Source organism: Paenibacillus sp. 598K (genome assembly GCF_003851045.1).
Taxonomy (GTDB): domain Bacteria; phylum Bacillota; class Bacilli; order Paenibacillales; family Paenibacillaceae; genus Paenibacillus_D.
Window position 1 is genome coordinate 806 of the sequence record NZ_BFBX01000085.1, and the last position, 13,182, is coordinate 13,987.

Below are 13,182 nucleotides of genomic sequence, written 5' to 3' on the forward strand. Positions count from 1 at the left end.
CCTCCACATCGATGTGGAGGCGGAGGCCTGTGTGCCTTGCGCCAGTGCTCCGGTCTATACGACCGACAAACCAGCCTACAATCTAGCTATGGGCGATCCTAATATCGTTCTTATAGACGTTGCACGGTCTCGCGTCTTCATCGCTTATGGAGACTTGCTCCATTCGCGGTACGTGCATGGCCTGACTATGGGCGATCCTCGTGCGGTCCCTATCAACGCTTAACTGCATTTTGCAGTTATCGCTATCCGTTCGGCCGAATCTGGCCTTGGTTTGGGCTAAAGCAATCTACTGCTAAGGGATAACAGCTGTAACAAAGCGCTAACAGGTCTTCCGACCTACTCGCTCGCAACATGTGAGCGGCAGGCTCCCCCAGTCCTCGTCACGCTTCCCCACTCCTTGTCACACTAATCGGAACGTTAGTTCAGGATCGAACGACTACGCCGCCTGCCGTGCCGGCGAGCTGAGCCGACGGTGTATCCGCTGCTGCGCAATCGCGACGATGCCGAATACGAGGAGCAACGCCAGCGGAGGCAGCAGCAGCTGCTTCCAGGAGAGCGTCAGCGCCAGCGGCGGCGCGAGCGCATAGTAGAGGCTGCAGGCAGCGCTAGCTGTAGAGACGAACACAGGCGTAACGAAGTAAGGATCGGCGGCGAGCCTGCGCTGCTCGGGGCATAGCGGCTTGCGGGAGCTGCCGATATAACGGACGATCGACCATAGCCGGGGCAGCGAGAACAGCAACATGGCTGCGGTGGATAGCATGAGCATCGGTACCTGCAGCAACAACCCTTCATGGAGCGGCGGGCCGGAGAGCCGCAAGTAAGGCACCGTCATCGTCAGCACGAGGCTGCCTGTCAGCAGGACGATGGGCAGCAGCAGCCAGAGCAGTTTGCGCGCGCGTTGCTTAAGCACCGCTTGGGTAGAGAGCTTGGTCAGACTGGTCGCGTAGTAGGCGGCGACAGCCCAGAGGATCAACAGCAGCGCGTGCAGTCCTACTACCGTAGGGGAGATCGCTTCGTACATGGGACAACGCTCCTTTGGCGTAATGAGTATATGTAGAAGGTCGAGCCGGGACGTTCTATCTCTATTTAGTACCTGCTACTATAATAGGCGATTTCAAGTCGTGGGGTAACGGCCCAAGGTATGGTTTTTTACCTAGTCTCAGGTCGGGGGTCGGACCAAGATTCGCTTGCGAGATAACGGCATCTGTAGTACATTAATGGGCAGACTGTCGAATAGACAGGCGGCCGGGCCGCAGCCCGGACCGACTCGCGGTTCGAGATCCTCCCGCGTTACCAAAACTAAGGAGCGTTGACAGATGTTTAATTTGCTATGGGGCCTGCTATTCGTAGCGGTCAATTTCGGGTTGTTCCTGTTGTGCTATCGCCTCTTCGGCAAGAAGGGGCTATTCGTGTGGGTGGCGCTGGCGACCGTGCTGGCCAATATCCAGGTCATCAAGACGATCGAGCTGGTGGGCATCGTGGCCACGCTAGGCAATACGATCTATGCGACGATCTATCTGGCTACCGATCTAATTAATGAGAAGCATGGCGAGAAGCAAGCACGGCAGGTTGTATGGTTCGGCTTTTTTACCTTAATCGTCTCGATGATCATCATGCAGATGGCGCTCGTGTTCACGCCGCAGCCAGGCGATCTGGCGCAGGATGCGCTGGTCGCGATCTTCGGATTGGCTCCCCGGCTCGTCGCCGCGAGTCTGTGCGCCTATCTGATCAGCCAACTGCTCGATGTTCGGCTCTTCTCCTATCTGAAGCGGCGCTTCCCGTCGCGTCAACAGCTGTGGCTGCGAATGAATGGCAGCTCGGGAGTGAGCCAGATGATCGATACGCTGGTGTTCTGCACCATCGCCTTTGCAGGCGTCTACCCGCTTGGGGTATGGCTCGAGATTCTCGTGACGACGTATGTGCTGAAGTTCCTCATCTCTGCGGCGGCGACGCCCGTCCTCTATGCGGCGCGCAAGATCAACCATCCGGATGATCATCCAGGTGCGTCGAAGGTGTAGTGTGCACTTATATCAGGCTGCCTGAAATATACCCTCCCATCCGCCAACGTCTTCTTCTCCTATTGAGGGGAAGGCGTTTTTTTGTCGAGCCGCCCTGTCTTGACAGCGATGTTGTCTGTTTGATATAGTTCGTCTATCGAACTATTATATAGACGAACTATTCGAGAGACAAACCGTTTTTTAGGCTTGTTGTTCGGGATTGGGCTCGTAGGGAGGAGGAGACAATGGATCAGAATCAGTTCGGGAGCATCATCACGCGATATGAGGAGGCGCAATTTACGGTCAATCGGCAAGTCAGTGCGATCATCCGCAGTATCGTGCCGGAGGAGATCACGGCCGACCAGTATTTGATGATTCGCTACATTCACAGGCATGGACGGGTCACTTCGTCGGAGCTGGCGGAGATATTCTGCGTGGCCAAAAGCTCGATCACGGCGATCATCACCCGGTTGTTCGACAAGGACTTGATCCGGCGAGAGCCGGATGAGAAGGATCGGCGCGTGACATATCTGGCGCTCACGCCGCGGGGCTCCGAGATTGCGGTCTATATTATGGCCAAGATTCAGGAGCGGTTGTCCGATTTTATCGGTCTCTTCGAGGAGGAGGAGGCTCGCGTATTCGTCGAGTCCTACGAGAAGCTGGCCAAGTTGTTATCAGTCCATGAAGAGAGAGGCGGCAAGCAAGCATGAGGACCATCCTGAGATTAAAATGGCTCATCCTCGCCCTCTGGATCGCTGCATCGGTAGGGCTGTTGTTCATCGCGCCGGATATGGCGCAGCTCGTGCGCGACAAAGGGCAGATCACCGTTCCCGACGGATATTCGTCCATGGAAGCGGCCAAGCTGGCGGCGGAGCTCGCAGGCAATGGCGATGGAGGAGAGCTGTCATCGGTCGTCGTCTTCCATAATGAGAACGGACTGACCGATGCCGACCATGAGCAGATCGCCAAGGCGGTCAAGCAGCTCCAGACCGAAGGCAAGGCGCTCGGCGTGACGTCGGTCATGACGCATCTGGAGACGCCGGAGCTGGAGGGGCAGATGGTATCGGAGGACGGCAAAACGGTGCTGGCGCTGCTTGCTACCGAGCCAGGCGACCGGACGTCTGCGGAGCTGCGCGCCGACCTCGACGGGCTGCTCGACGACGTGCAGGTGGAGCACTATTATACCGGCAACTGGCTAATCGGCGATGACGTCATCCAGAGCTCCCAGGAGGGGCTGCGCAAGACGGAGATTATTACGCTGTTCTTCATCCTGTTTATCCTATTCCTGGTATTCCGCTCGGCGGTTGCGCCGCTGATCCCGCTCGTAACGGTCGGACTCAGCTATCTGCTGTCGCAGTCGGTCGTCGCCTTCCTCGTCGAGTATGCGAACTTCCCGCTGTCGAACTTCACCCAGATCTTCATGGTCGCGGTCATGTTCGGGATCGGTACGGATTATTGCATCCTGCTGATCAGCCGCTTCAAGGAAGAGCTTGCCCATAGCGGCGGAGACAAGACCGAAGCTGTGCTCAGCACATACAAAAGCGCCGGCCGTACCGTGTTCTTCGCTGGCCTGGCGGTTCTCGTGGGCTTCTCGGCGATCGGCCTCTCGACCTTTACGTTGTATCGTTCGGCGGTAGCGGTGGCCGTCGGCATCGCGGTGCTGTTGCTGGCGTTGGTGACGATTGTGCCATTCTTTATGGCGACGCTGGGCAAGGCGATCTTCTGGCCGGCTCGGGGCTCGCTCGAGCATAAGCCGAGCCGACTGTGGGGCGCGATGGGACGCTTCTCGTTGAAGCGTCCGGTATGGGCGCTCGTACTGCTGGCGCTGGTGACGGTGCCGTTCCTCTCGGTGTACGATGGCAAGATATCGTTTAACTCGCTGGATGAGATCGGTGACAGCTACGACTCGGTGCGCGGCTTCCAGATTATCTCGGACAGCTTTGGCCCTGGGGATACGCTGCCGTCGACCATCGTCGTCAAGTCCGACGCGCCGTTCGACACGCCGGAGGGGCTGGCCGCGATGGAGCGGGTCAGCCGCGAGCTGGCTAGCGTCGAGGGCGTCAAGACTGTGCGCAGCGCGACGCGTCCGACGGGCGAGCTACTGGAGGACTTCCTGGTGACGCAGCAGGTCGAGCAGCTCGGCGATGGCCTGGGCGAGGGCAAGTCGGGTCTGACGCAGATCGAGGAAGGATTGAGCGAGGCGAGCAAGGGGCTGAGCGACAATGCCCCGCAGCTCCAGGAAGCGGTGAGCGGCACCGAGCAGCTCATCAGCGGCACTCGCGAGCTGCAGTCGGGCGTCGCGCAGTTGGGCGCCGGGCTGAGGCAGATCGAGCAAGGCGTGCGCGATGGCTCTGCCGGCGCAGGCGAGATCCGCGCCGGGCTGTCACAAGCGCAGGCGAGCGCCCAGCAGCTGGCTGACGGCGCGCAGCAGCTGCTCGCCAGCTACCGCCAGCTCGGCGGCGGCCTGAGCCAGATCACCGCCGGCTATGAGCAGTTCGCCGGCGCGCAGCGCGAGCTGGCGCAGGGCTTGGCTGGCGCCAGCGAAGGGCTGGCCTCGCTCGGCGAGCGTTACCCCGAGCTGCAGCAGGATGAAGCCTATGCAGGGCTGGCGCAGCAGCTGGCTGTGCTGCAGGGCAGCGCCGAAGCGATGTCCGGCGGCCTGACCGAGCTCAACACGCAGCTGGCCGGTCTGGCCTCTGGGCTGGAGCAGGCCAACGGCGGTCTGGAGCAGGCGAGTGCCGGTCAGCAAGCCTTGGCGCAAGGTCTGACCGAGCTGGTCAATGGCCTCTCCAAGCTGCAGGCCGGTCTGACGCAGGCGGCCGACGGTCAAGGTCAGATCGTCACGCAGCTGCCGGCGCTGAGCGGCGGCTTCGATCAATTGGCCAGCGGGCAAGCGGAGCTGCAATCCGGCTTTTCCGAGCTCGGAGACCAACTGACGCAGCTGACCGACGGTCTCGACCAGAGCGTCGACGGACTGCAGCAGGTGACGGATGGCCTCGGATCGGCACAGACGTATCTGACCGAGCTGTCGGGCGCGCCGAACCGCGAGCTGACCGGATGGTTCATCCCGCAGCAAGCGATCGATATGGAGGAGTTCCAGCAGGCGCTTGATGTGTATATGTCGGAGGATCGGTCGATCGCCAAGTTCGACGTCGTCTTCGAGGGCAACCCGTATGCGCAGTCGACGATGGACCGGATCGACGAGCTGTCGGTGGCGGCCGAGCGCGGCTTGCGCGGCGCAGGCTATGAGCAGGCGACCTTCGCCATCGAGGGCGTCACGAGTATGAACCACGACCTGGAGAACATCTCCAACGGTGACTACTCCCGGACCGTGATCCTGATGATCGTCGGTATCGGACTGATCCTGATCCTGCTGTTGCGTTCGATCGTTATGCCGATTTACCTGATTATGTCTCTGCTGCTCACCTACTATACGTCGATGGCCATCGCAGAGGTGCTGTTCGTCCGCATCCTTGGCTATTCCGGCATCAGCTGGACCGTACCGTTCTTCGGCTTCGTCATGCTGATGGCGCTGGGGATCGACTATAGCATCTTCCTGATGGACCGGTTCAAGGAATACCGTCATCTCTCGCCACGCGAAGCGATCGTGATGGCGATGCAGAACATGGGCACGGTCATCATCTCGGCAGCGATCATCCTGGGCGGCACCTTCGCCGCGATGCTGCCGTCGGGCGTCCTGTCGCTGCTGCAGATCGCTACCGTCGTCCTGTGCGGACTGTTCATGTACGCGCTCCTGATGCTGCCGTTGTTCGTACCGGTCATGGTGCGGACGTTCGGCGAGGCCAACTGGTGGCCGTTCATGAAGCAGAGCGACGAGGACTTGCCTGTCTCTGGCAACGGCCGAGAGATTGGATTGTAGGAAATATAGGAGTTATGCAAACACACCCTAGCTAACAGCAAGCACAACAAACAAGCATCAGTCGACTTCGGCTGATGCTTGTTGCTGTCTGGCGAACCTGCTCGAGTGCAGGCGTCTCGGGAATGCTGCTCCGTATCGCGACCTGGCATGCACGGCGGAACGGCGCGGAGGTCGATGGACTAGCGCGCTACGCACCGATGAGCCTGCGCCACGCGCGGATGAACTTACGCGACGCCCCCAGCGACCTGCCGGGGCAAGCCGCCGCCTCTAGTCCATCTCGTAGATCGTCCCCGAGTGGCTCGTGTAGAGCTCGGCGTACACCTTCTCGGCGTACGTGTCGGTCATGCCCGAGATGTAATCGGCGATGAAGCGAGGCCAGCTCCAGTGGTCCTTGTGACGCTCGTAGTTGGCCATCCAGTCGGCAGGGATGATCAGACGACCGGACTCGGGCTGGATGAAGCTCTCCCACAGTCCGCGCAGCCGGATCTCGCTGCGCATCTGCAGGCGCTGTACCCGGAAGTCCTTGACCAGCGTCACCCAGGCCAGCTTCTTGAGGATCTCCATCGTCCGCAGCAGGCCGAAGTCCTGGACGCCGTCACGGACGAAGGTGACGCGCTTCCAGCCGTGATCGGGATCGTCGATGATGCCGATCCTGCCGACGAAGGTACTCACCCAGCGCGCCTTCATCTCCCGTCTGGTACGCGAGGCTTCGCGCTCGCAGCTGATGTAGATCGACTCCCACTGCGCCAGGTAGGTTTCGAGCACCTGCTTGACCATGGTGGGGATATCGACGCTCTCCCAGCCGAAGGCGTGATTGCCGTCATCGGCGATGATCTCCTGGACGACATCCCGGATCAGGCGATGATCCTCAAAAAACGATCGGTTCATGCTGATCTTGCCCGCCCGGATGCCGTCCTCGATGTCATGGGTCGAGTAGGCGATATCGTCGCACAGATCCATCAATTGCGCCTCCAGCGTCGGCGCGCCCGGCGGCATCTGCCAGCGCTGGCGGAGCTCGTCGATGCCGGCCCATTCCGAGGCGTAGACACCTTTGACCCGCCCCGGATCGTCCAGGCTGCCGGGGTATTTGTTGATGGCGAGCAGCACCGATGCAGTCAGGTCGAGACCGCTGCCGCTGCCAGCGCGCTTCTCCAGGAACATCAGGATGCGGAAGTTCTGGGCATTGCCCTCATACGGCAGACCGCACTCCTCCTGGAGCAGCCGGTTCAGCACGTCTTCGCCGCGATGGCCGAAGGGGGGATGGCCGAGATCGTGGGCGAGCGCCGCGCACTCGACGACAGCCGGGTCGATGACCAGACCGGGATGCTCACCCTTGCTCAGCCAAGGATACTGACCGCCCAGCCGCCGGGCGACCTCGCGGGCGATCTGGGACACCTCCAGCGAGTGCGTGAGCCGGGTCCGGTAGTAGTCGCCGGTGCCGGCGCCGAACACCTGCGATTTGCCCTGCATGCGACGGAAGGCGGGGGACTGGATGAGCCGGGCATAATCCCGCTCGTAGGCCTCCCGTTCGTCGCTGAACATGCTATTGGTAGACGGTTCGTCGAGCCTCAGCTTGCGTAAGTCCATATGGCTTCACCTCTTCGTCGTATCAGGGGGCAGGTATCTCCATGTCTCCTGTCCCCTTACGCTTGCTGCGTCTCTATCTAGACCCTCAAAATGTTCTTTCCTTCTCCCTTATGATACGATATGATATAAGGGAACATATATTCGTATTTGGGAGGAGAGGAGATGGATCTCATGTCCGCACCAACATTCGACTATCAAACCTATCAAGTGTGGATCAAGCCTGGTCATCGGTTGTTTTCTTATCTTCATGAAGCGTGTCAGCAGGCTAGGAATCTGTATAATACCGCTAATTTTTATATCCGGCAAGTGTTTACCGCTAAAGGGCAGTCTGCGGCGTGCCAGCCGTTGCAGCAGCAAGTGATGGCGACCCTCTCCGCGTATCTGGATACGATGAATGCACGACGACGGGCAAAGAATCGTTCCCGTCCATTTGAGTTTCCGACACCTGCGCAGCGCTTTCTTACCTATCCCTTCCTGGATGGCTTGTTTAAGGTGATGGAGCAGCCCGATTACCGCTCCCTTCCTGCACAGAGCAGCCAGGGCATCCTGAAGGTGGTGTTCCAGAACTTGACGGCCTTTTTCGCTAGTTTCCTCGTCATGGACAGTTTGTGGTTGAACGGATCTTCGCCACTCCGGTGGAAAAGCCCAAGCCGATGCCGGACGCAGCTCCTTCTGAACGTAGGATGGCCATTGACTTGGAGGTAGACAATCTCGCAACCTTCGTCACGACAACCGGCGCGCGGCCGATGCTCGTGAAGGGCGGGATTTTCAAAGCAATTAATCAATACTACAAGAAGATGAAAGCGCACTATACCCGTGTACTTCGCCAGGGCAAAGATCCGGGAGAAGGCCCGTATACGTCCAAACGTTTGGAACGCTTGCACCTGCGGCGCCATCGGCGGATCAAAGACGGGTTTCACAAAGTCAGTCATCACCTGGTCAGGCTGGCCGCAAAGGCGCAGATCGGGACCAAAAAGTATTCCCAAACGTACATGCGAAACGTACCGATGGGATAGAGGGGTTGGACGGTAACCAGTCCGTCAACGTGTCAACTCCGCAGGTGTTAAGCATCCTGAGAACATCAGGTTGATACATCTGAAACCCCCACTTCAACCGAGCGTCAGCATCGGTAAGTGGTGGGAGTATTCATAGCATATCATATTGTCAAGTAAGCTAACCTGTGATCGTCAAGAATGATAAGGCGGCAACACCACTTCTACCGTTGTGCCGACGCCCTCCTGGCTGAACAGGTGCATTCGTCCTTGATGGTTGGCGATGATCTGCTGGCATACAATTAGCCCAAGCCCCGTTCCCGATTCCTTCATCGTATAGAACGGTTCGCCGATCCGCGCCAACTGCTCGGGGCTCATGCCGATGCCGTGGTCGGTGATGCGGACGAGCAGCTCCTCCTGCTCTGTAACCGATAGCTCGATCTCGATCGGACCGCCGTCCGGCATCGCATCCATCGCGTTTTTGAGCAGGTTGACGAGCACTTGCTTGAGCTGGTTGGGCTCGCCGTAGACGAGCGGCAGCGGGCGGTCGCTCTCGATCACGGTCGAGACGGGGTGACTGCCGATCTGCGATTCCAGCAGCAGCGCTACCGATGCGATGATCTGCTCGAACTGGACCACTTGATAGGAGATCAGATGCGGCTTGGATAGGACGAGCAGCTCGCTGGCAACATAATTGATATGATCCAGCTCTGCGAGCATGAGCTCGAGGTGCTGATCGTCGAGCTTGCCCGTGGACTTGTAGATCTGGACGAAGCCGCGCAGCGTCGTCAGCGGATTGCGGATCTCATGAGCGACGCCAGCGGCCAACTGTCCGACGACCGACAGCTTCTCCGAGCGCCGCAGCATCTCTTCCGTCTGCTTGCGGTACGTGATGTTGCGGGAGATCGTGGCGACTGCCACGATCTCATCATGCTCGTCGCGGATCGGCGAGATCGTCAGACTGACGTCGATCGACTGGCCGGACTTGGTCAGCCGGACGGTCTCATGATCGGTGATCGACTTTCCTCGCAGCACACGCGCCAGCAGCTCTGCGAATTCCGCCTCATGCTCCGCGGGTGTGTAAGCTAACGGACGCCCGAGCACCTCCTCCGCCGTCCAGCCGTAGATCGTCTCGAACGCCTGATTGGCCATGATGACTTTACAGTCGCGAGCGGAGACATGGATCGCGTCGGAGGTATGGTTGATGAAGGACTCCAGGTACTGCTTGGTGCTCTGCAGCTCCTCTGACGAGGTGCGGATCTGCTCGACGTACTGCTGCAGATTCGTCGACATCGAGTTGACACGCGACGCCAGCTCCCCGAGCTCGTCGCGGCTGCGGATATGGATGAGCTCGCCGAAGCGCCCTTTGGCGATCGTGTTGACACTGGCCAGGATCTGGTTGAGCGTGCGCAGCAGCAGGCCGGAGATCGTATAGCTCGCTCCCATCGCTGCCAGGACGAGTACAGCCGAGATGCCCATATGGAGCATCAGTTGGCGATTGAGCAGCTGCAGCACGCTCTCGTAGTCGGTCGTGATGCTCAAGACATAGTCCTGATCGGCGTTCAGCGGGATGAAGCTCTTCAATACGGCGACGCCGCCGATCGAGTCGGTCTTCGTGACGATATGCCGTTCTTCGGAGGCTTCCAGTATATGCTGCAAGTCTTCCGTTTCGTTGCGATAGGTGTAATCGCCGAAGAGAATGCCCTGCACATCGAGGTTGTGGACGAGCACGCCGCGTTTGAGTCGGAGGATCGGATCTTTGCCGAAAAATTCGGCGTTGAAGCCGGTAATCTCGAGCACATTCGCATTCTCGTCGATGAGCTGCTTCAGCAGGGCGTTGGTGCCAGCCAGCTGTTCGAAGGCCAGCAGGGACTGAGCATTCAGGTAGGGGTTGATCATATAATTGGTCGTGCCATCGTAGTAGTAGCCCCACTTATTGATCTTGGACGGGTCGGAGGTGGCGTAATTGTAGGGGCCGGACCAGAAATGCTCCAGGCGCTGACCTTCGCGGACGGTAACAGGTTGCAGATCGAACAGTTCACTGAATGCGGTGTGCCAGTAGCCCCAGGTTTGGGAGCTGAGGCCGATCTCGTCGGGCTCCGAGGATCGTACGGTGACGATATCATCGTTACGCTGCACCCAGATCGTGATATCGTCGACGCCGATCTGTCGGCTGACCGACTTGAGCTGCTCGTTGCTGATCGACTCGTAGTCGTCGGGCAGCAGCTCGAGCGCAGCGACGGCCGCTGACCGCAATGAGCTACCGACAGCTTGCTCGACCTGGCGCTTGGCTTGCTCCGACACCTCGATGGTAGCGCTGATCTGTCGGGCGATGCTGGTTGCCTGTTGTTCTGCTGCGCTGATCCATTCGTTTTTGCTGGATATATAGTAGATGGAGATATTAAGGGTTAGCGTAACCGCGACGATCAGGGAGATGAAGAGCGAGAGCTTCAGTTTAATGGACATGTTGAGGGACCTCCTTTGTCCAATTATAAGCAAGGTATAAGCTTCCCTCTCTTGTACGTTGCTTACAATTCTCCGGAATGACACGGCTAAGTGCAACGCGTTGCGATTGATAAGTTATGCAGTAGATGTCAGCCGTCTCATCTTTGTCCAGTGCTCTATTGATATTACACGCTTTAATATTATCCTGCAATTTAAATTCAGCCTTTTAAATTTTTCCCTCAAAAGAAGGGCAACTGGCTTGACGGGGCCGAGGGTTTGCGAAAATTTATTTTGTTTTAAGGTAAATTCGCCATGAGTTTGCTATATTCGTAGGGTATACTTGGATATTGCGAAGCGAGTGTACGTGAGCGAGACCAATAATGACACGAAAGACATCAGGGAACAAATAGACGGAAGGGGTTTCTGGCAATGAAGGACGAAGAGAACAAACTGCCTGGCGGCGCACACGGAGAAAGCGCCCCCGACGAGGGCCGCAAGACGGACTCGGGGCAGGCGCAAGAGACGACGCCCGAGACGACATCCGGGCTCGAGAGCGATCGGCTGGACGAGCTTGCGCCGGAGGCGGATGTGACGCGGGCTGACGAGCCGTATCCGGCCTCGGCTGCGGGCTTCGATGAGAGCGGCCGTACCGATGCATTCGAAGATGCGGACGCCGAGCGTGAAGGCTTGGTAGCGACGACAAGCGGAGCAACGTCCGGCGGAGCTGGCGGCAGCGGCATGACCCCGCCTCCGTCCGCGCCTGCGAGCGGTCGCGGCTGGATGGGCGTGTCGCTGGTATTGCTGATCGCGCTGATCGGCGTGACGATCTGGGGCGCGATGCGCGGCGGCGCGATCGGCGGCGAGGACGTAGCGAGCGTCAACGGTGTAGGCATCAGCAAGGAGACGCTCTATGAGAAGCTGATCGCTACGGCAGGGAACGGACAGACACTCGGCGAGCAGACGCTCGACAACCTGATCACCGAGGAGTTGATCCGCCAGGATTTCGACAAGTCGGGCATCGTCGTCTCCGATGAGGATCTGAACAAGGAGCTCGAGTCGATCAAGTCGAGCTACCCGGAAGGGCAGTTCGAGATGATCCTCATGCAGAACAACCTGACCGAGGAATCGTTGAAGGAGCAGTTGTACTTCCAGGTCGGCCTGCGCAAGAAATTCGAGTCGCAGACTAATGTGACCGACGAGAAGGTCAAGGAATACTACGAGAGCATCAAGGATCAGCTCGGCACGCCAGAGCAGGTGACAGCGTCGCATATCCTGCTCGGGACGCGCGAGGAAGCGGAAGCGGTGAAAGCCGAGCTCGACGGCGGGGCAGACTTCGCCGAGCTCGCTCGCGAGAAGTCGCAGGATCCTGGCTCCAAGGAGCAGGGCGGCGACCTCGGCGCGTTTGGCAAGGGTATGATGAATGAGCCGTTCGAAAAAGCGGCGTTCGCGCTTGAGATAGGCGCGATCAGCGACGTCGTCGAATCGCCGAACGGCTTCCACATCATCAAGGTAACGGCCAAGCAGGAAGCAGTAACGCCGACTTATGAGGAAGAGGCGGAGTCGCTGCGCAATCAGCTCATCAGCCAAGAGGCCAGCCCGCTGATCACGCCGTGGCTGGAGGAGATCAAGGAAAAGGCGACGATCACCAATGTGCTGACCGACAAGGAAGAGCCCGCCGACAACGGCGAGCAGACGCCAGCCGAAGGCAACGCGCCAGCGGACGCGCCGGCTGAAGGCAACGCGCCAGCGGGAGGCAATGCGCCAGCCGAAGGCAACGCAGCGCAATAATCGCAGCCGACGCTGCCGGGCCGGGGGGATCTCCCTTGCGGGGGTATGCGTATGTCGCAGGGGCCGAGTCGTGCGGACGCTCCCCTATAGGAATGCATCAGTCGCGACGCCGAGCCATGCGGACGATGCCTCGTATGGGGTCGTCCTGTGCGGTGTGTAGAGGCAGCGTGTTGAGGATGCTGTGAAAGGCGTCGCTCTTGCGCAATATGCAGTGTCGAGGCGGTGACCCGTTCGGCGTAGCCAGGAAAGGCGCCGTCCTGCGCGGTTACGCAGCGGCGGGGCTGGGGGCGATGTGCACGCTCTGTCCTCGTTGTGTTATACCTTCGCCGATGCTGCGATACTGTTAACGAAGCATGTCAGGACCTTACGGTCAGGGCATGCTTTTTTCGGTACACAGAATGTTTTGTTCTACATCTCGGATCAGGCTGTGCCACCGACCACTACATGTGCGAAAAATGGCACAAGTTCTGGTGAAACGGTCATCGGAGCTCCA

The 13,182-nt window shown here is 59.1% G+C and carries 8 protein-coding genes and 1 pseudogene; 6 read left to right on the forward strand and 3 right to left on the reverse strand.

The window, feature by feature from the left end; translation table 11 throughout:
* The coding region (locus PA598K_RS37410) for a hypothetical protein (protein WP_221414173.1) at window positions 1-223 on the forward strand (223 nt) is incomplete at its 5' end.
* 213 nt (window positions 224-436) lie between these two features.
* Here PA598K_RS37410 and PA598K_RS23260 read toward each other — a convergent pair.
* Window positions 437-1,021 carry a hypothetical protein gene (locus PA598K_RS23260; RefSeq protein ID WP_128659261.1) on the reverse strand — a complete coding sequence of 195 codons (585 nt, stop codon included), beginning with the start codon at window positions 1,019-1,021 and terminating at the stop codon, window positions 437-439.
* 295 nt (window positions 1,022-1,316) lie between these two features.
* Between PA598K_RS23260 and PA598K_RS23265 the strand changes: the two genes are divergently transcribed.
* The 3 genes from PA598K_RS23265 to PA598K_RS23275 all read left to right on the forward strand — a co-directional run bounded on the left by PA598K_RS23265 (window position 1,317) and on the right by PA598K_RS23275 (window position 5,877).
* Window positions 1,317-2,018, forward strand: a complete 702-nt coding sequence (locus PA598K_RS23265) for a queuosine precursor transporter (RefSeq protein ID WP_128659262.1) — start codon at window positions 1,317-1,319, stop codon at window positions 2,016-2,018.
* A gap of 224 nt (window positions 2,019-2,242) precedes the next feature.
* Window positions 2,243-2,707, forward strand: a complete 465-nt coding sequence (locus tag PA598K_RS23270; protein ID WP_128659263.1) for a MarR family winged helix-turn-helix transcriptional regulator — start codon at window positions 2,243-2,245, stop codon at window positions 2,705-2,707.
* Window positions 2,704-5,877: an MMPL family transporter gene (locus PA598K_RS23275; RefSeq protein ID WP_128659264.1), complete on the forward strand. Its 3,174-nt coding sequence runs from the start codon at window positions 2,704-2,706 to the stop codon at window positions 5,875-5,877. Before PA598K_RS23270 ends, PA598K_RS23275 begins: the two co-directional genes overlap by 4 nt.
* 267 nt (window positions 5,878-6,144) lie before the next feature.
* On the opposite strand, the gene PA598K_RS23280 is transcribed toward PA598K_RS23275, so the two are convergent.
* Window positions 6,145-7,464, reverse strand: coding sequence for a deoxyguanosinetriphosphate triphosphohydrolase family protein (locus PA598K_RS23280; protein ID WP_128659265.1), 1,320 nt, complete (start codon window positions 7,462-7,464; stop codon window positions 6,145-6,147).
* Between the two features lie 171 nt (window positions 7,465-7,635).
* On the opposite strand from PA598K_RS23280, the pseudogene PA598K_RS38180 reads away from it, so the two are divergent.
* Window positions 7,636-8,435 (forward strand): annotated as a pseudogene (locus PA598K_RS38180) (transposase); the annotation flags it as partial.
* 216 nt (window positions 8,436-8,651) lie between these two features.
* On the opposite strand, the gene PA598K_RS23290 reads toward PA598K_RS38180, so the two are convergent.
* Window positions 8,652-10,922, reverse strand: coding sequence for an ATP-binding protein (locus PA598K_RS23290; protein WP_128659266.1), 2,271 nt, complete (start codon window positions 10,920-10,922; stop codon window positions 8,652-8,654).
* Between the two features lie 408 nt (window positions 10,923-11,330).
* Between PA598K_RS23290 and PA598K_RS23295 the strand changes: the two genes are divergently transcribed.
* A complete protein-coding gene (locus tag PA598K_RS23295; protein ID WP_128659267.1) occupies window positions 11,331-12,689 on the forward strand; it encodes a peptidylprolyl isomerase in 1,359 nt (452 codons plus the stop codon).
* The last annotated feature ends 493 nt before the right edge of the window (window positions 12,690-13,182 follow it).